19 protein-coding genes are annotated in these 22,863 nt (G+C 58.1%); 11 read left to right on the top strand and 8 right to left on the bottom strand.

The features are described 5' to 3' along the window. Window positions 1–87: 87 nt before the first annotated feature. A complete protein-coding gene (locus tag ABDJ38_RS06045; protein WP_346784181.1) occupies window positions 88–2,595 on the bottom strand; it encodes a TonB-dependent receptor in 2,508 nt (835 codons plus the stop codon). A gap of 414 nt (window positions 2,596–3,009) precedes the next feature. After that, the gene (locus tag ABDJ38_RS06040) at window positions 3,010–4,197 is read right to left on the bottom strand and encodes an MFS transporter (RefSeq protein ID WP_346784180.1); all 1,188 of its coding nucleotides are present in this window, start codon (window positions 4,195–4,197) and stop codon (window positions 3,010–3,012) included. A gap of 138 nt (window positions 4,198–4,335) precedes the next feature. Here ABDJ38_RS06040 and ABDJ38_RS06035 point away from each other — a divergent pair, with 138 nt between their 5' ends. The 5 genes from ABDJ38_RS06035 to ABDJ38_RS06015 all read left to right on the top strand — a co-directional run bounded on the left by ABDJ38_RS06035 (window position 4,336) and on the right by ABDJ38_RS06015 (window position 9,795). After that, window positions 4,336–5,133, top strand: coding sequence for an SDR family oxidoreductase (locus tag ABDJ38_RS06035; protein ID WP_346784179.1), 798 nt, complete (start codon window positions 4,336–4,338; stop codon window positions 5,131–5,133). A 208-nt stretch (window positions 5,134–5,341) separates the two neighbouring features. Next, complete coding sequence (qhpR, locus tag ABDJ38_RS06030) at window positions 5,342–6,358, top strand: AraC-like transcriptional regulator QhpR (protein ID WP_346784178.1); 1,017 nt, start codon at window positions 5,342–5,344, stop codon at window positions 6,356–6,358. 66 nt (window positions 6,359–6,424) lie between these two features. Further along, window positions 6,425–7,393, top strand: a complete 969-nt coding sequence (locus ABDJ38_RS06025; protein ID WP_346784177.1) for an AraC family transcriptional regulator — start codon at window positions 6,425–6,427, stop codon at window positions 7,391–7,393. A 102-nt stretch (window positions 7,394–7,495) separates the two neighbouring features. After that, window positions 7,496–8,773 carry an aspartate aminotransferase family protein gene (locus ABDJ38_RS06020; protein WP_346784176.1) on the top strand — a complete coding sequence of 426 codons (1,278 nt, stop codon included), beginning with the start codon at window positions 7,496–7,498 and terminating at the stop codon, window positions 8,771–8,773. Further along, window positions 8,770–9,795 carry a phosphotransferase enzyme family protein gene (locus ABDJ38_RS06015; protein ID WP_346784175.1) on the top strand — a complete coding sequence of 342 codons (1,026 nt, stop codon included), beginning with the start codon at window positions 8,770–8,772 and terminating at the stop codon, window positions 9,793–9,795. Before ABDJ38_RS06020 ends, ABDJ38_RS06015 begins: the two co-directional genes overlap by 4 nt. 70 nt (window positions 9,796–9,865) lie before the next feature. On the opposite strand, the gene ABDJ38_RS06010 is transcribed toward ABDJ38_RS06015, so the two are convergent. Both ABDJ38_RS06010 and ABDJ38_RS06005 read right to left on the bottom strand, forming a co-directional pair. Beyond that, window positions 9,866–11,287: an aldehyde dehydrogenase family protein gene (locus ABDJ38_RS06010; RefSeq protein WP_346784174.1), complete on the bottom strand. Its 1,422-nt coding sequence runs from the start codon at window positions 11,285–11,287 to the stop codon at window positions 9,866–9,868. Between the two features lie 24 nt (window positions 11,288–11,311). Continuing rightward, the gene (locus ABDJ38_RS06005; protein ID WP_346784173.1) at window positions 11,312–11,860 is read right to left on the bottom strand and encodes a MarR family winged helix-turn-helix transcriptional regulator; all 549 of its coding nucleotides are present in this window, start codon (window positions 11,858–11,860) and stop codon (window positions 11,312–11,314) included. A 209-nt stretch (window positions 11,861–12,069) separates the two neighbouring features. On the opposite strand from ABDJ38_RS06005, the gene ABDJ38_RS06000 reads away from it, so the two are divergent. From ABDJ38_RS06000 to ABDJ38_RS05975, 6 genes are read left to right on the top strand one after another with little or no spacing between them, the layout of a single operon-like run. After that, window positions 12,070–13,029 carry an MBL fold metallo-hydrolase gene (locus ABDJ38_RS06000; RefSeq protein ID WP_346784172.1) on the top strand — a complete coding sequence of 320 codons (960 nt, stop codon included), beginning with the start codon at window positions 12,070–12,072 and terminating at the stop codon, window positions 13,027–13,029. Between the two features lie 25 nt (window positions 13,030–13,054). Beyond that, window positions 13,055–14,662 carry an FAD-dependent oxidoreductase gene (locus ABDJ38_RS05995; RefSeq protein WP_346784171.1) on the top strand — a complete coding sequence of 536 codons (1,608 nt, stop codon included), beginning with the start codon at window positions 13,055–13,057 and terminating at the stop codon, window positions 14,660–14,662. Beyond that, complete coding sequence (locus ABDJ38_RS05990; RefSeq protein WP_346784170.1) at window positions 14,659–14,856, top strand: DUF2783 domain-containing protein; 198 nt, start codon at window positions 14,659–14,661, stop codon at window positions 14,854–14,856. The genes ABDJ38_RS05995 and ABDJ38_RS05990 overlap by 4 nt, the downstream gene beginning before the upstream one ends. A 1-nt stretch (window position 14,857) precedes the next feature. Then, window positions 14,858–15,430 (top strand): VOC family protein, encoded by a 573-nt coding sequence (locus tag ABDJ38_RS05985; RefSeq protein ID WP_346784169.1) that lies wholly within the window; start codon window positions 14,858–14,860, stop codon window positions 15,428–15,430. Then, window positions 15,427–16,068, top strand: a complete 642-nt coding sequence (gene maiA, locus ABDJ38_RS05980; RefSeq protein WP_346784168.1) for a maleylacetoacetate isomerase — start codon at window positions 15,427–15,429, stop codon at window positions 16,066–16,068. Before ABDJ38_RS05985 ends, maiA begins: the two co-directional genes overlap by 4 nt. A 5-nt stretch (window positions 16,069–16,073) precedes the next feature. After that, window positions 16,074–17,087 (top strand): fumarylacetoacetate hydrolase family protein, encoded by a 1,014-nt coding sequence (locus ABDJ38_RS05975; protein WP_346784167.1) that lies wholly within the window; start codon window positions 16,074–16,076, stop codon window positions 17,085–17,087. Between the two features lie 102 nt (window positions 17,088–17,189). Here the strand turns inward: ABDJ38_RS05975 and ABDJ38_RS05970 are convergent, their stop codons facing one another. The 4 genes from ABDJ38_RS05970 to ABDJ38_RS05955 all read right to left on the bottom strand — a co-directional run bounded on the left by ABDJ38_RS05970 (window position 17,190) and on the right by ABDJ38_RS05955 (window position 22,822). After that, window positions 17,190–18,494 (bottom strand): NAD(P)/FAD-dependent oxidoreductase, encoded by a 1,305-nt coding sequence (locus ABDJ38_RS05970; protein ID WP_346784166.1) that lies wholly within the window; start codon window positions 18,492–18,494, stop codon window positions 17,190–17,192. A gap of 41 nt (window positions 18,495–18,535) precedes the next feature. Continuing rightward, window positions 18,536–18,961: a RidA family protein gene (locus ABDJ38_RS05965; RefSeq protein ID WP_346784165.1), complete on the bottom strand. Its 426-nt coding sequence runs from the start codon at window positions 18,959–18,961 to the stop codon at window positions 18,536–18,538. A 41-nt stretch (window positions 18,962–19,002) separates the two neighbouring features. Further along, the gene (locus tag ABDJ38_RS05960; RefSeq protein ID WP_346784164.1) at window positions 19,003–20,154 is read right to left on the bottom strand and encodes an ornithine cyclodeaminase family protein; all 1,152 of its coding nucleotides are present in this window, start codon (window positions 20,152–20,154) and stop codon (window positions 19,003–19,005) included. Between the two features lie 268 nt (window positions 20,155–20,422). Next, window positions 20,423–22,822 carry a TonB-dependent receptor gene (locus ABDJ38_RS05955; RefSeq protein WP_346784163.1) on the bottom strand — a complete coding sequence of 800 codons (2,400 nt, stop codon included), beginning with the start codon at window positions 22,820–22,822 and terminating at the stop codon, window positions 20,423–20,425. Window positions 22,823–22,863 lie beyond the last annotated feature (41 nt).

Below are 22,863 nucleotides of genomic sequence, written 5' to 3'. Positions count from 1 at the left end.
GGAGACCCTGCAAATAGCGTACAAAATGTGCGGCGCTCTAACACGCAGAAAGGGGGCATCTTTGCGACGCCCCCTTCCTTCTTTTGGTCAATACCGACCGACGAGCGTCAGCCCGAAAGTTCGCGGACGCACCGTTACTGCCTGATACAGGTCCGGTCCTCCCGCGCTGAACGCTGCGGGAGATTGGCCATATCCCAGTTCGGGCGCATCGTTGAACACGTTGCGCACGAACAGCGAGACATCGAACGTATCGAGCCTTACCCCCGCGCGAAGATTGACCTGATGGTAGCCAGGTTGCGTACGCAAGGCAGCATTATAGCTGGTGTTGGCGGGGTTCTGGTTGATCAGCTCGTCCGGCCACGCGGAAACGTAGTTCCAATCGCCGCGAAGATAGCCTTCGACCGATCCCATCGGCACTTCGTACATTGCGCTGGTGGCGACCTGCCAAGGCGAACCTGCGACACGGTCTCCTGCCGAGAGCAGGTTTCCTGCACCTGCGGGGTTGGGCACATTTTCGCGGAACTCGGCGTGGTTGTAACCAACCGCAGTGCTCAGCATCAGCTGATCGGTTGGCCAAATGGTTATATCCGCATCGAAGCCCTTGCTGACCGCCGAGCCCCCATTGATGACAAACTGGAAGCCACAAGGCAGGCCAATATTCTGCTGGATATTATCCCATTCAATATAATAGCCGCTGGCATTGATCTGCAGCCTGTTATTGAACAGCCCGCCCTTGGCACCGACTTCGTAACTCCAAAGGCTATCAGAGTCATAGAAGCTCAAGCCATTCTGTGAGAGGCTGAGGTTACAACCCTGGCCAATTTCAGGATTGCCGCCTCCCGTCCGGAACCCCTTGGCAACACTCGCGTAAACGAGCGTATCGTCGTTGATCTGATAGTTCAGGCCAAATTTCGGAGTAATCGGCGTTTCGCTTTGTTGAGCCTCGGCAATCACGGGTTCCGGTCCAACAATCGGTCCGTAGTTGGTCGCCGAAATATCGACGTCTGTCTTTGCTACGCGCACACCTGCGGTCAGCGTGAGCCGTTCCGTGATATCGTAGTCGACCTGCGCAAAAACCGCCGCCTGGGTTTCGTCGAGGGTCATCGGGTCGAGCGCATTGCCGAGCACCGCCCCATCGACCGGAGAACGATCGCTTCCCTCCACCGGGGCGCCATAGCAGAACGGCGGAGTCACAACGAAGGGAGGCACCGGGCTAGGCGGGCAGCCCATCTCCGGGAACGGCACTGGCAATGTGCTGATATCGTTGTATTGCCGCGCTTCTTGCTTGTTATCGGTGTAGAAGAAGCCGAGCACCCAGTTTACCGGCCCACCCCCATTGGATTGGAAGCGCAGTTCCTGGGTAAAGTTCTCCTGTTCGTTGAACTGATAGGCGTCCGTCGATTCATCGAGATCGGAGAGATACGAACCGAAATAGATAGCATGCTCGAACGTCGTGTAGTCGTTGAACGCTTCCTGATCACGCTTGAAATAGGAAGTAGTCGATACGATCGAGAACGGCCCAGCATCATATTCGACTTCCAACGAAGGGATATAGAATTCGTCACTACTAGGCTGAGCCTGATTATTGCCCTGTACGAAATCGTGATTTTCGACGTCGGAAAGATTCAGCCAGTAGGTAGCCGAATCGTTGCTGTAAGTGTTTTGATAAAAAACAGAAGCTGTAATGTCGAGCTCATCAGTCGGCGTAAATCGCAGTGCCGCCCGCACAATGTCGGTCTCGAGATAGTTTGAATCTTTCTCGACGATAGTGCCTGTTGTGGGCTCAGGCGTGCCGTCAACTGGCGTCAAACCCGGATAGGTGGCCTGATAGTAGGGGTGATTGAGATAGAAGGATGATATGTAGGGTCCGCCACCATTGGGGCGATCGTAAACCATGCGATCGACATAGCCGCCCTCGAAGCGGTGCCAGGCACTGACACGCAGCGCGAGCTTCCCCTCGATCAACGGAACGCCAACAGCAGCGCCAAGCTCCCAGCTTTCATCACCCTTCTCGGTGGTCGACACCTCACCCCGTCCATACACCGACAGGTCGTAGAGCGACGGATCGGGCGTGATAAAGCGCACCGCGCCACCTTGCGCACCCGCACCAAACAGCGTGCCTTGCGGACCGCGCAAGACCTCGACGCGCTCCAGATCGAACACCTGCGGGAAAACACTATAGCTGGCATAGCCGAGACTACGGGCCTGGATCGGCACATCATCGATATAGATGCCTGTGGTTGCTGCACCTGCGGCCGAATTGATACCACGGATCGATATCCGCGCCGCCGAAGCGTTACGCGTATCGCTGCGCTGGATGACCAGGCCCGGAGAAATCTGCGAGAGATCGTCAATACTGCGGACGCCGCGCTCGTCCATTGCGCGAGTGTCGAATGCGGCCACACTTATCGGAACGTCATCAAGCGACTGCGCCTGACGCTGGGCCGTGACGACGATTGCGTTGCCGACAAAGCCATCGGACGAATTCGCTCCACCCTCACCGTCTTGGGCTGAAGCCAGAGATGACCAGCCAATTGCTGTCAACGCGACGCCAGCCATTAGCATTCGTGGTTTGATATGTGTACAGAAAGTCATTTTCGCACCCCATTTTAGAGTGGCCTCACTACGGGTACGCCCAAACCCGGAACTGATGGCCCCTGAACCAACTCTGTGGCGCCCTCCTGCTAATTCGGGCACGCGTCACCGCTCGATCTATTGTCGATTACAACGGGTTCGACGCAAGGGTTAGAATGTCCGGACCTGTGTCTTCTGCTTTGCAAAAACGGACAAAGTTTCGTCTACTCTGAAAACATATCAATTACTGAAATTTGTTTAGTATTATTCTTACGCCAGGGACCGTCAGATCAACGGCGATAAGACGCAAAGAGACCTTCGGACCTAGTGAGCCCCAAATGACCTAGTGAGCCCCAATACCCCGGCTCCACACCTCTCATCCAATGCTCGGCGAGACATGGGCTCATGCCAAGTCGCTCTGTTACCGCTGAGCGCTCACTTCACGAGTTCAGCCTTGCTCTCACCGATGGCGCGCCCACGCCGCAAAAGAGGCCAGGCAAGAAGCGCGAGGGGAATCAGCATGGTGGCGATCGAGAGCTCCTTCACCGGCTCGAAGCTGGATGTTTCGCCAAGCAATTCGCTTGCGGCGAGCGGACCGAAGGCAAGACCGAGCATTTGAAAGGCTATGGCCGCCGACATCAGACGCCCCGATGGCGTCAGGCTGGCGGCGAGACCAAGAATAAACGGCATCGCAAAGTTCCACAGGGTGTTGAACGCGATCAGGGCAACGAGGAACGCAGTATAGTCGGGCATTCCAAGAGTAAGGGCAATTGCCCCCGCCCCGCCCAGCAGCCCGATTAGCACTGGCCAGAAATTTCCAACCCGTTCCGAAAACCAAACCGCGCCCAGCGCACCACCAACGGCCGTGAACTGGCAGATAAGCAATGCATCGGCGATGGGCTGTTCATCAAGCCCCGCATCAATGCCGATCAGGAAAAGATTTGCCCACGCGACGCCGACCGACACGTTGTAGACCAATATGCCTGCAAGGGTCAGCACGATAGCCGACCATGGCGCTCGCCCGGATGACATTTCGGACTGCAGGGCATCGCCCTGGCCAACAATCGATGCATGATCAGGCAACTGCCGGGCAGCCGCGATGGCCGCCAAGCATATGACAGCCCAGCCATAAAAAACCGCATCAAGCCCGACGGTATCGAGGATGGTCGGCATCGCCCAGAGCCCGAGCGCCCCATAGGTCAGCAGCAGCACGAGATAGAGCGCAAGGTTGCGTTCGGCGCGAGCGGTAGCCCCGACCACGACGAAGCTGATGGAAATCACCACGCCCGAACCGAAACCGGAGATGAACCGGGCTATCGAGAGCATATCCCCGCCAGATGCAAGGCCGGACAAAGCATATCCCGCAGCCGCGACGACCAACGCCAGACTGGACTGCAAGCGCCAGCTGAACCGGTCTGAAATCAGAGCAGCCAGGATCGTGGAAGAGGCGATGCCAAGCATCTCGGCGAATGCCAATCCATTCGCCACCGCTTCGGTCGAGCCATATTCGGTAACAAACCCCTGCACGAGGCCAGGCTGGACGATAAAACTAAGCACACCGATCGTGCCAAGAATGATTGCTGCTACAGTGGAATCAGCCTCTTTCGACGGTATGTTCTGCATAGACTAATGACCCCACCGATATTGAACGATTACCTTATTGGCGCACGCTGAGTTGATGGCAACCTATCGATTCTGGCACGCCGAACTTGGCCGAATCGGCCATTGGCATCGCCCCCAAGAACGCGAAGGTTGCCTTCTATGAACATCGAACCGAACCACGCGCCATTCACTCTTGCAAACCGCGTCGCCGTTGTGACGGGCGCAGGGAGAGGTATCGGGCGCGCAATCGCCTCAGTTTTCGCCGATGCGGGTGCCAGCGTAGTTATCGTAACCCGGGGCGAACAAGCCGGAAAGGAAACGCAGAGCGCGATCCTCGCTCGGGGCGGACGCGCCAGCCTGATATGCGCCGATCTCGCCAGCCAGAGCGCGTGCATTGCGGCAGTCACCGAGGCGGCGAGCGAATACGGCAAGCTGGACATTCTCATCCACAACGCCGGAGTATTTCCACAAATCGAAATCGAGGCGATTACCCTTGAGCAGCTTCAAGAGGTAATGTCGGTCAATCTCATGTCGGCTTTCTGGCTGACTCAGGCTGCGCTGCCTCACTTGCGAAAGGCTCCTTCACCCCGCCTGCTGTTCACCTCTTCGGTCACAGGCCCGCGAGTCGCACTTCCTCGACTTGCACACTATGCCGCATCAAAATCGGGCCTGAACGGCTTTATCCGCGCTGCGGCCATGGAACTGGCCAAGGATTTCATCACAGTGAACGGCGTCGAGCCGGGCCTTATTGCGACGGAAGCAATGGACGCTCTGGGAGACGAAGAGCAGGCACGCGATATGGCTGCATCGATCCCGCTCAAGCGGCTGGGGACTCCGGAGGATATTGCCTATGCCATGCTCTATCTGGCCTCGGACCAAGCTGCCTTCGTGACGGGGCAGACCATCGTGGTCGATGGCGGCGCGCTTATCCCTGAGAACAGTGCGCTCATGCCCTGAGCAGCGCCTTCTGCTATCAGAGATCCCTTCCCTGTTTTGCGGACTGAATGTCGACGCCACGCGAAATTTTGACTGCCTCCGCCAAGGAAAGTCACTGTGCTCAACAAACAGACTTAGTGACATAAAGTGTCAATTTCTGACGGAATATGTCTATACAGCACCAATCCAGTCTCTAATCTGTCATTGGCAGAAAGGGGTTCGATATCGAATGAGTCAGCCGCAAGTCCTACGCTCCGCTCTTCACGGTTGGCAGCAGGTCTTTGCGGACCGCGACATCGCCGAGAACTGCCCTGTCTCGCCGGTTGTCGATTTCGGTGAAACGATGGCATTGGTCGATTTTGTCGGCACCCTCGAAGCTATCTCTCATTCGGCCGGAATACAGGCGCTGGGGTGGAAGGTGGGCGAAGCTGTCGATCTTCCTCACTACGGAGATATCGGCAGGGCGGTGGGCTCTGCCCAGACGCTTGGGGCCGCACTGCGGCAGATGTGCACCTACTTCGATCTGCTGCAGGATCTGACGGAGTTACGGCTTATCGACGAGGGTGAGTTTGTTGCCCTCTCTTATCGCATCCTCGATCCTACCATCTGGCCGCGCCATCAGGACGCAATCTACACGCTGGCCATCAAGGCTCGTATCATGTTCAGCGCCTGCGACTTTCCCCATAACGAGGCGGAGATATTCCTCGAGACGCCCGACCGAACGCTGGCTGAGCAACTTGAACGCGCATCCGGTCTCACGTGCCATCCCGGCGCTGAGTCCAACATGATACGCTTCCCGGCGAGTTGCCTTGCCCTTCCGATGAGGCCGGGCAGACCGTTCGAGCCGCCAAAGCTTTCCGGCCTTGCCAGATCGCTGAAGGAAAAGCGCCGAGCCAAGCCTATCGAGGACAAGGTTCGTGCGACCGTCTACAGTCGCCTTGGGCGCAGCAGGGTGTGCCAATCGGTCGTTGCTGCGGAACTGGGGCTTTCGGATCGAACGTTGCGACGGCGGTTGGCAGCCGACAACACAAGTTTCCAGGCGATTGTCGATGAATGCCGCATCCGCCAGGCCGTGCTGGAAATTACCCGGCAAAGCTCGGTATCCATTTCGGAAATCGCCTTACGGCTCGGCTATTCTGAACACAGCACCTTCAGCCGGGCCTTTTCGCGCTGCATGGGGATTCCTCCTCAAGCGTACCTTCGCGGTGTATCGCGAGGCAATGATGACCGCGTGGTCGGCTTTTGAACCCGTATTCGGCCGCTTGTGACAGATACCCTTCCCCGCATATCCTATAGCCTATTTGGACATGTGGTGGATTGGCTGCGCGCGCGCGATGTCAAAGTGGACGTCTTGCTCGACGCCTCGGGCATCGTTCCCCACCTTCACGAAGAAACGCAAGGTTTCGTGCCGCTCGCGACTTATGTGGCGTTCTTTGAGCGCGCCGCCGAGGCAACGGGCATACAACATCTGGGATTGAGAATCGGGAAAATCGAGGATCCTGCCAACCTCGGGCTGATGGGTACCTTGTTCATGAGCGCCCCATCTCTGGTCGATGCCTTGAACTATTTCACTCAGCACCTGCACGTTATGCAGGAAAGCACTCTCAACCGCCTGACGCTTTGCGGGGATACAGCCGAGATTGAATATCGCGTTCTTGACGCCAGCATACTGACCAGGCGCCAGGATGCCGAGTTTTCTATCGCTGCCAATGCGAGTTTCGTCGATGCGTTCTCCGGGGGGCGACTAAGACCGCGTGAGGTTCACCTAGAGCACAGCTGCCACGGACCCTACGCCGATTATCAGAACTACTTCCGCTGCGACGTGTTCTTCGACCAGCCGACGAACCGGCTGATCTACGATCGCGAGGGTTTCAACCGACGCAACCCGGCGAGCCGTCCGATGTTGGCGGAGCTAATCGCCGAACACCTCGCGCGCTCCTCTCGCAACGAGGAGACTTTGTGCGATTTGACTGGAAGAGTTCAGATGCTGCTAGGCGGCGGCCTTTCAAGGGAGGCAGATGTTGCCGAAGAACTTCGCATGTCAGTGTCCACACTGTTCCGCAGACTTAAGGCAGAAGGACAGAGCTTTCGCCAGCTCGCACTAGAAGAGCGCATGGTTCGCGCGCGACGTATGTTGCTGGCAACCGATCGCCCAATCGTGGATATCGCGCTCATGCTCGGATACTCGGAAAGTTCCAGTTTCACCCGTGCCTTTCGCAAGGTGACCGGGATGACTCCGAATATGTACCGGAGACACCCCTCACAAAGAATGTCCGCCTGATTCGCGTGGGCCGTAACATCGATCCCTTAGACTTTCGTCGGGTTTATTTCTCATAAGCCGATTGCCACGGACCTCTTCAGCAGAACAATCGAAAGCAGCGAGATGATTTCATCTGACATACTTGAGCGTCGCGAGCGCCAGTTTGGTCCCAACGCACCGCTATTTTACGACCGTCCTCTCCATATGGTGCGCGGCTCGGAATGCTGGATGTGGGATGCGGACGGGAACCGCTATCTCGATTGCTACAACAACGTGCCGCATGTCGGGCACTGCCACCCGCATGTGGTCGATGCCTTGTGCAAGCAGGCAAGCACGCTGAATATCCACACCCGTTATCTCAACGAAGTCGTGCTTCAATATGCCGAGCGTCTGACAGGCTTGCTGCCTTCTCCGCAGCTCGACCGTGCAATGTTTGTCTGCACCGGGACAGAGGCCAACGAACTGGCACTCAGGATAGCGCGCCATGCCTCAGGCAACCGAGGCGTTCTGGTCAGTGATTTCAGCTATCATGGCAATTCGAGCGGCTTTGCCGAATTGACAACAGGACTGCCTCATCCCGAACCAATGGCCGATTTCGTCCGTTCTCTGAAGATACCAGACCCTTACCGTTGGGAAGGATCAGAAGATGAGATGGTCGCTCATCATCTCGCCTTGGTTGACGACGCTATCGAGTCCCTGACCGAGGCCGGGTTTGGTGTCGCAACAGTCATCTTCGACACAATCTTCTCCACCGAAGGCCTGCTCGACGTTCCCCCTGCCTATGTACAGGGCGTCGCGCAAAGAGTTCGTGACGCCGGCGGCTTGTTCATCGCCGACGAGGTGCAGCCCGGTTTCGGCCGGATGGGCGACGCGATGTGGGGTTTTGAAAGCACGGGCGTAACGCCCGATCTCGTGACCATGGGCAAGCCCATGGGTAACGGTCACCCCGTCGGGGCGGTTGTTACGAGCAGCGCCCTTGCCGACGCCTTCACCGGAGATGCGCTTTACTTTAATACCTTTGGCGGGAACCCCGTCTCCGCTGCTGCCGGCAATGCCGTCCTCGACGTGATCGAGCGCGAAGACCTGGTGCATCATTCCGCTACCGTGGGACAATATCTGCAGGAACGCCTGAAAGATGTTGCAAGCAAGTTCAATTGTGCCGGAGATGTGCGGGGACGGGGTCTTTTCGCCGCCGTCGAGCTGGTGGGGGATGGCAAGCAACCGGAGGCCCGGCTCGCTAAGGCCGTCATAAATGAAATGCGAAACCGGCAGATCCTCATCAGCAAGATCGGGCCTGCCGATAATGTGCTGAAGATCCGCCCGCCTCTCTGTCTCGGCACAGAAGAAGTCGATCTGTTGGCTGACGCGCTTTCCAGTACAATCGGGACACTGGCCCAATGACGAATTTTTACGACGCCTCGCAGGCAGAACAGATCGCATCGCTGATCGTCCTCGCTCAGGATGCTCTCGCGCAGTACCCGGGCGCTTACGGCGTTCCCGAATTGGTCAAATATCGCGAGAATGCGATCTTCTCCGTCCGGGATTCGGACGGCACCCGGTTCGCCCTGCGCATCCACCGGCCAAACTATCACTCCGACGCTGCCCTGAATTCCGAGGTTGCGTGGATGGAAGCGCTCGAAAAGCACGGGCTACCCATTCCCCAGGTGATCAGCAACTCCAAGGGAGAATTGATCACCCTGGCTTCCGCTCCCGAGGTTCCGGAAGTTCGCCGGGCCGATATGCTTCGCTGGGTCGATGGCGTGCCCTTGTCCCAGCTGGAAGATCAGGGCGATCTGGCTTCCCGCGAACGGATAGCGCTTTACCGCCTCCTCGGCTCGCTGATGGCCCGGTTGCATCAACATGGCGCAGACTGGTCCACCCCGTCCGGTTTTGAACGTCATAACTGGTACACAGATGCGCTGGTCGGCCCCGATCCGATCTGGGGGCGGTTCTGGGAGTTGCCCGACCTTGATGAAGAGCAGAAGAACTTGATGCTCGACGCAAGGGAAGAAGGAGCGCGAGCTCTCGCCCGGCACCCACGCAACCGGGACAATTCCGGTTTGATTCATGCGGACCTGATCGCCGACAATGTCATGGTTGACGGAACCAGGCTTCAGCCGATCGATTTCGATGATGCTGGACACGGCTGGCACATGTTCGACATTGCCACTGCCCTCTACTTCAATCATCGGCAACCCGACTTTCCGGGCCTGCGCGATGCATTGATCGCAGGCTATCGCGAGGTACGCCCGCTTCCGCAAAGCGAAGTCGATGCCCTTCCGCTCTTCATGATGCTGCGTGGCACCACATATCTTGGCTGGGTATCCACCCGCCGCGAAACGGAAACGGCGCGCGAATTGACGCCCTTTCTGATCGAGCAGGCGTGTTCCGCATGCGAGATTTACCGCAAGAGCTGCGAATAACGCATCGCTCTAGCTGATCGGCGGCGAGGATAAGGTTTCCCCGATCTCGCCGCCGACCGCCGCTGCTGCGCTATTTGGCGATATTGTACACCTTGATGTTCGTGCAGGACTTCAGGCCCTCGATCCCGAACTCCACACCCATGCTGGAATAGCGCGCACCGCCGAAGGGAATGTGCGGGGCAACTTCCCCATGCTTGTTGATGTAGACTGTGCCCGCGACAAGACGCTCGGCAATGGCGCGAGCGGCATCGATGTCCTTGCTCCAGACCGATGCAGCAAGATCGACGTCAAGGCTGTTGGCCTGACGAATGGCATCATCGACTTCGGTGAAACGAATGATCGGCAAAAGCGGGCCGAACTGCTCCTCGTCAACGCAGGCCATGCCTTCCCGCGCATCTGCAATAAGAGTGATCGGGAAGAAGAAGCCCTCCCCTTCCCGTGGCGCCCCGCCCGTGATCACCCGCCCGCCCTCTGTGGGAGATGACGAGGCCAGGCGGGTGACCTTTTGAAACTGCATTTCGTTCTGGACAGGACCAAGCACGTTGCTCTCGTCCAGACCGGGTCCCATCGGCATGGTCTGAGCCAGGTGAGAAAGCTCAGCGCAAATTTCATCGTAAACATCGTCATGAACATACAAGCGCTTGAGTGCGGCGCAGGTCTGCCCATTGTTGATGAACGCGCCCCAGAAAATACCTTCGGCCACGGCCTTCGGGTCCACGTCAGGCAGAACGATACCGGCGTCGTTGCCTCCCATTTCAAGCGTGAGCTTCTTCAGGGTTGGCGCAGCAGCGGCCATGATTTTCTTTCCGGTCTCGGTTGAACCAGTGAAGATGATCTTGTCGACATCCTTATGCGTCGTCAGCCCTTCTGCGACACCTTCCCCGTCGGCAACGACATTGAGCACGCCCTCGGGAAGCGCCGCGGCCAACAACTCGACCATCCGCAATGTCGATAGCGTGGTGTAAGGCGATGGCTTGATGACCACGGTGTTGCCCGCCCGGATCGAAGGGGCGATGTGCCAAATGGCAATAAGAAGTGGCCAGTTCCAAGGCGTAATCGAACCGATGACCCCGAGAGGAACGTGGTGCTTTTCCACCCTCGCCGTATCATCGTCCTGGATAACTTCGACCGGAAGCGAAAGGTCAGCAGTAGCGTTAAGCCATGCGGCGCAACCTCCCAGTTCGAATTCCGATCCGATACCCTTCAGGGGCTTGCCCTGCTCTCTGGTCAGCAGTCGCGCCAGTTCGCCGCTGTGAACGCCGATAATGTCCGCCAGCTGGCGGCAGGCCTGCGCGCGGGCTTCGTCTGATTGCTGCGCCCAACCTGGCTGCGCGCGCCTCGCCGCGGCAACAGCCGCATCAAGGTCAGATCGCGTTCCCACCGGAGCGAGGCCGATCACCTCGCCTGTGGCCGGATCTCGCACTTCGCGCGATTCTGCGGCGCGCCTGTGCTGCCCATCTACGAACATGTGAAGTTGCTCGTTCTGCGTCATGCCATCCATATCCCATTCTGCTGCCTAGTTCGGGCTTGTCTCCGCAAGGTGCGAGGCCCCCGAATCCATGGCTTCGATTTCGCAAAGAATTTGAAGAAGGACGCGCGCCTTTTCATGGCCGATCCGGTCAATAATCGCCTGGTTGTGTTCGGATGCGCGTGCCGAAAGGTCGGCGAGAACACGCGCTCCCTCTTTCGTCAGCTCCAGCCTGTGGCGCCTGCGGTCTTCAAGATGATCACTGCGGGTCAGCCATTTGCGATCTACCAGACGCTGTACCGCCCGGGAAATCTTGCTTTTGTCGAGCGACGTGCGCTCTACGATTTCACCGGAACCGATCGGCGCATAGAGCCCCACGTTGAACAAGACCCGCCATTCCGCTCGCGTGATGCCATACTCGGAGATGTAGACCTGCCGGAACTTCTGTGAGCTTTTTTCTGTCGCCTGATAAAGGCGATAAGGGATGAATTCTTCCAGATCGAACATGCAGCTTACTTTCGCAAATGGTGCCGCTCGCCGCAACGGCAGCGCCCAAGCATAATCGGCGAGTTCCTCCGAACCAGAAGAACCTTTCATTTGTGCACCACGACCGCACGAACTTTGCCCGACCGACTACCCTATAACCTCTAAGAGCATCATCTTCTCATTTGCAACGGTTGCAAATGAGAAGATGATCGCATAGAAAGATCGCGAGAGTCGCCACCATGCCGGGAACGTCCCACCGTCGCTGTGCGGAAACGGATTCGGCGCCCCTGGTGCGCGAAATAGAGCCTTGGAGAAACAGTGTGGCAAAGCCTTTCGCATCATCTGCCGACCTGACGGAAAAGTCAGAGACCCTCGAAACACTGGCCGACGGTGTCTACGCCCTCACCGCAGAGGGTGATCCGAATGTCGGCGCGATCGAAGGCGAGGATTTTGTCGTCTGCATCGAAGCACGCGCAACGCCTGCTGCGGCGCGCGACTGGCTCGCCAAGCTGCGCGAAAAGACCGATAAGCCGATCAAGCACCTTATTCTTACGCACTATCACGCCGTGCGCGTTCTCGGGGCCGCTGCTTTCGAGGCAGAGAACATCATTATGTCGGACGTGTCGCGCCAGTTGGTCGAGGAGCGCGGGAAGCAGGATTGGGATAGCGAATACGGTCGCATGCCGCGGCTGTTCAAGGAGCCTGACGGCATTCCCGGCCTGACGCGACCGACCATCACGTTCAAGGACGAAATGCGGATCGAACTTGGCGGCGACCGTGGCCATCTCGAACTTAAGTTCTGCGGCCGCGGCCATACCGCAGGCGATATCGTGGTGTGGCACGAGAAGTCCAAAACCCTCTTTACCGGCGACCTCGTCGAGGCAGAAGCCGCGCTTTATACAGGCGATGCCTTCCACTTCGACTGGAGCAAGCACACCCTCGACAACGTCAAGGCATTCCGTTCGGAAAACCTCGTTGGTGGGCGCGGCGCAGTCGCCAAGGGCGTTGAGGCGACCGACAAGGCAATCGAACAATCGCGCGATTTCCTCAAGACAATGATCCGCGAAACGCAGGCCGTGCACGAGCGCGGAGGGACGCTGAAGGAAGCGTTCGAAGCCTGCCACCGCACGCTCGAACCGAAATATGGCCGCTGGCCGATCTTCGAGCATTGCCTCCCCTTCGACGTCAAGCGCCTGTGGGACGAGTTTAACGGCAAGGACTGGCCCGAAATCTGGACCATGGAACTCGACCGTCAGGTCTGGGACCAGTTGCAGGACTGAGCGGGGCCCGGAGGGGGAAGACGGCATGAATGTCGAAACTGGCAAAGCAGCCTGGCGCGAGACAATACCTGTCTGGCGTACGTTTGAGCCAAGCCCGAAGCCGGAAACGGATTTCGAGCAAGCCAGGGTCGTCGTAGTTGGCACTGGTCCGGTGGGTCTGGCCATGGCCATCGATCTGGGCCAGCGCGGCCACGACGTGATCGTGCTGGGTCGCTTCGATTTCGTCCCCGCCGGATCGAAGGCGATTTGCTTTTCGAAGCGATCGCTCGACATTCTCGATCGACTAGGCTGCGGCGAGCAAGCGGTGGAAAAGGGGGTAAGCTGGAACATCGGCAAGGTGTTCTGGAAGGACCGCAGCGATCCGGTCTACCAGTTCGACTTGCTGCCGGTGAAGAACCAGAAGATGCCTGGCTTCATCAATATCCAGCAGTACCACATGGAGGATATCCTCCTCGATCGGCTGAAGCAGCTTCCGAACGTCCAGATCCGCTGGGGTCACGAGGTGACGGCGCTCGACACAAGCGAAAAGTCGGCAACCATGTCGGTCGACTGTGCGGATGGTGCCTATCGGATCGAAGCCGAATGGCTGATCGCTTGCGACGGCAACAAGTCGACCGTACGCGACCTCATGGGGCTCGATTTCGAAGGCAGGATCTTCGAAGACAATTTTCTCATCGCCGATGTGAAGATGAAGGAGGATCGCCCCTCGGAACGCTGGTTCTGGTTCGATCCGCCGTTCAATCCCGGGCAGTCCGTTCTGCTCCATAAGCAGCCTGACGATGTTTGGCGGATCGACTTCCAGCTGGGCTGGAACATCGATCGAGAGGCCTGCATCAAGCCTGAAAACGTAAACCCGCTCGTGCGCGCGATGCTCGGAGACGACGTCGAGTTCGAGGAAGAATGGTATAGCGTCTATACGTTCCAATGCCGCAGGATGGAGCGTTTCGTCCACGGTAGGGTCATCTTCGCGGGCGACAGCGCGCATCTCGTGTCGCCGTTCGGTGCGCGCGGATGCAACGGCGGTTTCGCCGACATCGATAACCTCGGCTGGAAGCTCGACGCGGTGTTTGAGGGCAAGGCTTCCCTCGATATGCTGGAGAGCTACAACCGTGAAGCCATCACCACCGCCGACGAAAACATCCTTAATTCGACCCGCTCGACGGATTTCCTGACCCCCAAGAGCGAGATCAGCCGCGCGTTCCGCGACGCAGTGCTCGATCTTTCGGAAGACCATCCGTTCGCCCGTGCTCTCGTGAATTCCGGGCGGCTCTCGACAGCCATCAGCTACCCTGACAGTTTGCTCAGCACGGCCGACACGGATGCATGGAGCGGCGGAATCGCACCCGGTTCACCGGCGGTGGATGCCCCTCTGGGCAATGGCTGGCTTTTGGAAAAGCTGGGAGGTCGGTTCGTATTGCTGACAACCACACCTGTCGCAGACCTTCCCCCCGAGCTCGACGTGCTCGACATCGCACAGGAGCCCGCCAACAGTCTGCTGCGCGAACGGTATGATCTGCAGGGCGGCGGTGCCTATCTCGTGCGGCCCGATCAGTATGTCGCGGCGCGTTTTCGTCAGCCAACCGGGGCTGCGATTGCAGACGGTCTCGCACGTGCAAGGGGAGAACGGGCATGAGCCTGACACTGGAAGCCAACCTAGAAGATCCTGACGCAATCTATGAGAAATTGATCGCAATGCTGGAAAGCCATGAGCCGGAAAAGGCCCTGCGCGCCAGCGCGCGGCTCGTCCTGCTGCTGATCAACCATATCGGTGACAGGAAAGTCATCGACGAAGCAATAGAGCGCGCTGCGCTTTTGACGGAGGCATGAGATGACCACCGAGACAACCGACACCCCTATAAAGCTCGCCGGGGTTCACCACACCGCTTACCGCTGCAAGGATGCCAAGCAGACTGTCGAATGGTACGCGAAAGTCCTCGGCATGGATTACACCACTGCCTTTGCCGAAGATCACGTCCCCTCGACAGGGGAATACGATCCGTACATGCACGTCTTCCTCGATGCCGGAAACGGCAACGTGCTGGCTTTTTTCGAATTGCCGAACCAGCCCGAAATGGGCCGTGATACAAATACGCCCGCTTGGGTGCAGCACCTTGCCTTCAAGGTCGGCTCGGAAGAGGAATTGGTGGCTGCCAAGGCGCATATCGAAGCCCAGGGCGTCTCTGTGCTCGGCCCCACCCATCACGGCATTTTCAAGTCGATCTACTTCTTCGACCCGAATGGGCACCGCATCGAGCTGGCGGCTGACATAGGCACCGACGAACAATATGCGGAGCTGAAACGTGTAGCCCCCTTGATGCTGGAGGAATGGAGCCAGACGAAGAAGGCGCCGCGCCATGCCGACTGGCTGCACGAACTTGCCCGCAAGGAACACGGACATTGAAGCTCTACGGTTACTACCGCAGCTCGACTTCCTACCGCCTTAGAATTGCGCTGAATCTCAAGGGGCTGGATTACGATATTGTGCCCGTTAATCTCCTTCGTTCCGAGCAGAAGGAGGATCAATATCGCGCGCGCAACCCGTTTGGGGGCGTTCCCATGCTGGAGGTCGAAGGGCGCGATAGGGCGCAAAGCATGGCGATTCTCGAGTGGCTGGAGGATCGGTTTCCCGCCGCCCCCCTTTTGCCTGAAGACGCTGAAACCCGCTTTACGGTGCGCGAACTCACCAGCGCGATCGCCACGGAGCTGCACGCGCCGCTCAATCTCAAGGTGCTGCAATACATCAAGACGCAGTTCGAACAGGATCAGAACGCGGTCGATGCGTGGTATCGGCATTGGCTGGGCCTGACGCTCGGCCCGGTCGAACAGCGACTAGCGCAGCTCGAAACGGGAGACTTCCTGCTGGATCGCCCTGGGATGTTCGAAACTGTGCTCATCCCACAAGTCTATAATGCGCGGCGCTTTGCCTACGACCTTTCCCAATCCCCGCACATCATGCGCATCGAAGCCGCATGCATGCAATTGCCGGCATTCATTGCCGCACATCCTGACAACCAACCCGATACCCCAAAGGAAAACTGATCGCCATGAAACTCGCCACTCTCAACGACGGAACTCGGGACGGCAAACTCGTGGTCGTGTCGAAGGACCTCAGCCGCTGCATCGCGGCCGACAATATCGCAAGAACGCTTCAGATTGCGCTCGACGACTGGGACAGGATATCCCCCCGGCTCGAAGCGCTGTACGCCGAGATCGAGAACGGCAGCGCCGCGTGCCAGCCGTTCGACGAAGCTCAGGCGCTTTCACCCCTTCCCCGCGCTTTCCAATGGGCTGATGGCTCGGCGTATATCAATCACGTCGAGCTGGTGAGGCAGGCGCGCAATGCCGAAGTTCCGGAGAGCTTCTATAGCGACCCGTTGATGTATCAGGGCGGCAGCGACGGCTTCCTTGCTCCGCATGAAGACATCCCATTGGGCGACCCCACCTGGGGCTGCGATATGGAAGGCGAGGTCGCTTGCATAACCGACGACGTGCCGATGGGCAGCTCTCCCGCCGACGCCGCCGATCACATCAAGCTGCTCATGCTCGTGAACGATGTATCGTTGCGCGGCCTGATACCCGGCGAGCTTGCCAAGGGTTTCGGCTTCTTTCAGTCGAAGCCCGCGAGTGCGTTCAGCCCCGTTGCGGTGACACCCGATGAACTGGGTGATGCCTGGCGTGATAATGTCATCCATCACCCGCTCATGGTCGATTACAACGACGAGCCTTTCGGCAGGGCTGAGGTCGGCCAGGACGCCACCTTCAACCTCGCCGATCTGGTAGCCCACGCGGCCAAAACTCGCAAGCTTGGTGCCGGCACGATCATCGGCAGCGGCACCATCAGCAACAAGGGCGAAGACGGGGGGCCAGGCAAACCCGTATCCGAAGGAGGAGCGGGTTACAGCTGTATTGCCGAAATCCGCACCATCGAGACGATCTATGACGGCGAGGCCAAGACCCCGTTCATGACTGTCGGCGACAAGGTCCGCGTGAGCATGAATGACGCCGAGGGCAATTCCATCTTCGGCACCATCGACCAGACCGTGGTTGCCGCAAAATAGCGGGGCGATTGACGCGACGCTTCATCGGCGGCGTCGCGTCAATCAAACATGCAAGCGAAGGAGCCTTGCGCGCTTCGGGGCTATGCCATTAGCGCCGATCGATCAGGTGAAACGGTTCCACCGATATGGGGACGGATCGACGATCGGCTTGACCCCCGTTGCGATTTCCGCCGCCAGTTGCCCTGCGGCGGGCGAACATCCGAAGCCATGACCGGAAAATCCGGTCGCCAGGCTAAGGCCGGGAACGGAATCCACGTTGTCGATCACCGGAAGCGAGTCTGGCGTCATGTCCATCATGCCAGCCCAGTTCATCGCGATCGATGCGCCAGAAAAAACCGGCCAGGCTGCCGCCACATTCTGCATGGCTTCGGCGTTGATCTTCGGATTATAGTCCGGGTTCTTCGTGCGTGTCGCCTCAAAGGGCGTCACTGCATCATTTCGCCATTTCCGGGGCGTACGGATGTCGTTCCAAAGCTCAGACCCAAGCTCCAGACGCATCGCCTTCCAGAAGGCCTTGAGCGAAGAAACGTATTTTGTGCCCAGCAACAGGCTATCCAGCGTGATCGGCGCCACGAGCGCTGCGCGATGCATGATTGTATAGCCGCCGGTATAGTCCTTGCGGAACGAGAAGTTCGGGCCTCCCACGGCAATGTCCGTAGGCCCCGTCATCGGCGCGGTACGCAAGACGGAAACGGACAAGGGCAGCATCGGGAAATCAATTCCCATATTGCCAAGGAACCGTCGGCTCCAAAGGCCGCTGGCCAGGATAACCTGCTGACAGGCAATCTCGCCATGTTCGGTCACGACCCCCGAGACCTTCCCTCCGCTCGTCGAGAGCGCGCGGGCGGCGCAGTTTTCAAGGATAACGGCACCCTTGGCGATAGCAGCATTGGCAATCGCGCTGGCCGCCATGGTCGGCTCTGCGCAAGCATCCGACGCGGTGTAGATGCCCCCGAGCCAGTTTTCACGGCCGCCCGGCACCAGAGATGCGATCTCCTTCGCGCTCACCATCCGCGCATCGGTATTCTCGCGGCCCACGTTTTCATACCATTGGGAATAGAGCGAAAGCTCTGCCTCCGTCCGGGCAGTGAACATGATGCCCGATTGGCGAAACCCGACATCCCTGCCAGTACGCTGCGGCATCTCCGCCCAGAGGCGGTCGGCTGCGATTGATAAGGGAAGGTCCAAGGCAGCACGGTTTGTCTTGCGCACCCAGCCCAGGTTGCGGGAGGACTGTTCGCCCGCCAATCTCCCCTTTTCCACCACCGTTACCGGTATGCCGCGCTCAGCCAGAGTGAGCGCGGCAGTCAGGCCGATAATTCCCCCTCCAATCACGACGACTTCCGTGGCTTTTGGCATGGCCGTGCTTGTTTCGATCGGATCGATCGCAGGAGGCTGGCTAATCACAAAAACCCCTCAGATAGATTTGGAACGCTTCAAGCGCCACGCTATTTGGCGCTGAGATCGATCTTCACGATCTCGGCCTCAGACGCGCCACGATAGGCTGTCACCTCGATCTCCACCTTGTATTCGGGCAACCCCAGTGGCGGACATGTAAGCGTCAATGTCGGGTCAATGCCCCGCATCCTTGCTCCGTATGCTGTCACCACTTCCTGAAGGTCGTCGGGATCCTGGATAAACACCTTTGCGGATACAACGTCGGCCAGGGACGCACCGACAGCCTCAAGCGCCTTGCTAATGTTGTCGAGCACCTGATTGGTCTGTTCCGCGAGATCTTCGGGTATCTGCTTTGTCTCCGGATTTCGGCCCGCAGTGTTGGACACAAAGATCCAGTCATCCACCGCAACAAGGCGAGAATAGCTCCCGTGCTGTTCGGTGGGAGAACCGGTCTTGACCTTGGTAATCTTCGTCATGTGAAATTTTCCATGAATGCTTGTGTTGGGACGATTTTCCATCACCTAAGTGCGGGCTGATCCCAAAGGTTGAGCTTGGTGCCGATCCCGAGCTTGATCGCATTGCGATAAATCTGAGTTCCCCAAGCGACATCTTCAACCGGCATTCCGCCCACCGAAAGGATAATGATCTCGTCCTCGTTGCGACGTGCCACGCTGTCCCCGGCGACGATCGCGCCGAGATCCTCGAGGCTGGTCGGATCGAGCTTGCCCTGCTCCACTTGATCGAGCCACTGAACACCGGCCAGCGGGATGATGTTGTGCGCCGGGCGCGGCACCTCTTCCATCCACGCTTCATAAAGCCCGGTGTTATCGAACACCTTGCGGACGTCTGGTTCGAGGAATTCGTCGGCAAAGTTGACCGCTGCGGGCATCGCGAAAAACGTCCCGGGCTTCACCCATTCGCGTTCGATCCGGGGATAGAAGGAAACATCGCCCGTTTGGCTTGCCTGACAGAAGCTCACGATGTCGCTGCCGCGCACCACCTCTTCATCGGTGGTGACGGTTTCCACGGTTGTGATCTGAGGGAAGGTTTCGCCGACCCATTCGAGGAAGGCCTGGAGGCTCTTCTGCCCGCGGCCCTTCACCTTGAGAGTATCGATTGCCGGACAGGTTGCCATGAAGGCCGAGAGCGACGTGCGGGCCATGACGCCCGGACCGCATATACCCACTACCCGCGAATCGTGCCTCGCCAAATGGCGCGCGCCGACGCCGGGAATTGCGCCAGTCCGATAGGCGGAAAGCAGGTTCGCCGACATGAACGCAAGCGGCGCACCGGTGTCGGTGTCGTTCAGAATGAACATGAGGATCGACCGGGGAAGGCCTCTCTCCCGGTTGGCGATATTTGAGCCATACCATTTGACGCCTGCCGTCCCGAAATTGCCGCCAAGATAAGCGGGCATGGCCATAAAGCGCCGATCGGCAGTGTTCTTGGGCATGTCGGGAAACGGGCTATCGTCGGGGAACGTAATCATCGAGCCATGCGATGAGTTGTTCGCGCCAGGCATTCGATAATCGCCCCTGTGCAAGAGGGCGAACATCTCTTCCATCGTATCCACACAGCTGGCCATATCGGTCACGCCAGCCTCAATCATCTGCGCTTCATTCAGATAGATAAAGTCGATTGCTGCAGACGGACTTGCATTCTCAGGCATTGATTGGTTCCTTCGCCATCTTTCCCATGCGCTTTTTCGCGTAAATACGTTGCATGCTTTGCAATCGCGGCCAGATGGCCAGTGAAAATTCGTTTCGAATGACCGCTTAGGCAATCTGCATGTGGCATTCAAAATTTGCCAGCAATCCTGCCCTTGGCCAACGAACGGTTATTGGCTCTTATTTTGCCGCAGGGTCGATCGATTTGCAGCCGCAAAGCCCGCAGAGTTGCCTACGCGAGGTGTCATCGGCTGTGCGAACGATCTTGCTTCAGATCCCGAAAGGCACTCTAACTGTCACCCCATAGGTCCTCGGCGGCGCGAAGAATGATGTGGTGCCGAGAATACCGAGATTCAGCGTGTAAGCCCGGTACTCCTTGTCAAACAGGTTCTTCACCCATCCTTTTACCGATATTCCGGTGGAAGACTCCTCAAATGCAAGCGAGGCGTTGGTGACGTTGTGTGCAGGCTGCAGTGATGAGAGGCCGTTTGTCACCTCGAGATATTGGTCATCGTACCACGCCCCATCGACTTGCGCAGCGAGGTTTCCGCCCGCAACATCAACATTGTAGCGTAGGAGATAATTGAAGCTGAAGCGGGGTGCATTCGCAAATTCGGCGTCCGTGATGATGTCGTCCGGATAGTCGCAATAGAAGAAACCGCCCTGATTGGTGCAGAACTCGGCGTCGGGTGCCCCAGGGAAGAATTCAGGGCCGACCTGTTCCCCCACCCCTCTTACTTCATCGATAGAGGATGTTTGCCAGGTAGCGCCGAGCACAGCATCAAACCTCGGTGAAGGCGACCAGAAAGCTTCCAGTTCGGCGCCCGTCGAGTGTGCATCCGAATTGCTGACAAATGGCACGGCGCTTGTGAGGGCGAACGCCTGGTAGTCATCGTAGATATAGTGATACAGCGTGCCGTTGAGCCGCAAAGTGCCGTTCGCAAGCGTGCTCTTGAAGCCCGCTTCGAAACTGTTCAACGTCTCTGCACCATGCTTGATTTCCGTGGCTGTCACGTCGGCGCCGAGAGACCAGTTGCCTCCCTTTATCCCGCGGTTCCAGGATGCGAACAGCAGTAGATCCTCGCTTGGTTCATAGCTCAGCACCGCGCGTGCAGCCCAATCGCCATAAGCGATATCATTGACCCCGGGAACGGTGGCTTCGAACATTGCGCTCGACCCGGTAATCAGATCGGCAGCGACGGTCGGGTCGCTGAGCACCGCCATGTAATCGAGGTTTTTGCTATCTTCTGAATAGCGCAGGCCGGCTGTAAAAGTCAGTTCATCGGAAATGAAAAAATCAGCCTGACCGAATACCGACCAGTTTTCAGAATTAATGCCATAGGTCTGATTAATAATCGGATCGACCGCGTCACCATTGACGTCGAGCGCAAGACCGAGAACCGGCACGCCCTGCAAGGTGATCGTGCCCAGCATGTCCATGTCGAGATAGTATGCCCCGACCTGCCAATTCATGAAGTCCGCAGAGCCCGACAAGCGCAACTCTTGCGAGAACTGTTCGAAGGAGTTGGTATTGTCAAAATTGATAACGAGAGCAGGGATAGCATCGCCATCCTCGCCATAGGCTTTATACAAATCCGTAAAGTTGGTGATCGACGTGATAGTCACATCTCCCAGACCGGCCTCCAGATCCGCCTGATAGATATCGACGGTCCGATCCAGAAAGCCCGCCCGATCGGAAAAATTCTGGAATGGCGACGCCGGCTCTCCGGTAATGCCGTTGATCACTCCGTTCTGGCTATTGGTCAGGCCTGTACGGTCCACCGAACAATAGCCGTTGGCAAGAAATTCGCAGTTATCGAATACATAGCCACCCGTATCGACGCGGTTGTCTTCAGCGTGCTTGTACCACAGGTTTAGCTGAACATCCGGAGAGACATCCCACTGGGCCGTGACGCGTCCGGCCCAGCCGTCCTTGCCGCCCAGATCCTGCCCGCTCGCAACAAGGCCCGCGCTCGCATCGGTGTCGGTCGAAACAACGTAGCCATCGGCCTGCTCAAAGCGCCCGGCGGCGCGCACACGCAGCCCCTCCGCGATCGCACCACCGAAAGCGGCCTCGACGAAAACGTCATTGTATGAACCGTAGCCAGCCTCGACATATCCGTTGGCTGCGTCGCGATCCGCCTTGCGAGACAGATAGTGAATAAGCCCGCCCGTCGCGTTGCGACCGAACAGCGTCCCCTGAGGACCTCGCAGAACCTCAACACGTTCGATGTCGAATAGCTGTCCGCTTACGCCGTTGATCGAGCCCATATAGGCATTGTCAAAATAGACCGCTACGGGCGCTTCCAGGTTGTCCGTGAAGTTGCTTTGCGAGACGCCGCGCAAGCTGAAGATCGTGAGGCTGGGCGACCATTGATTTACGCGCAGGGCTGGGATTTGCTCGGTAATCCCTGTTGTATCGGTTATGCCCAAGGCATTCAGTTGATCTCCCGAGTAAGCAGTGATGGAGATTGGAACATCTTGCACGTCCTCGTCACGTTTGTTTGCGGTGACGATGATCTGCCCAAGAGCACCGGAGCTGCCCGGCCCTGCATTGGCATCAGGGCGGCTTGCGTCAGCCTGCGAAGCAGACTGCGCCAGCGCCAGCTGGGGCATGAAAGCGAGCGGAGTTACAGTCGCAGCGAGTAGGGAAAGCTTATTAAGTTTCACGGCCGGGGCTTCCTTCACAAACTTGAATGCCAGTCAAAATC

Origin of the sequence: Aurantiacibacter flavus (assembly GCF_039710615.1) — a bacterium.
Lineage (GTDB): Bacteria > Pseudomonadota > Alphaproteobacteria > Sphingomonadales > Sphingomonadaceae > Alteraurantiacibacter > Alteraurantiacibacter flavus.
This window is presented reverse-complemented; position numbering and strand designations above follow the sequence as displayed.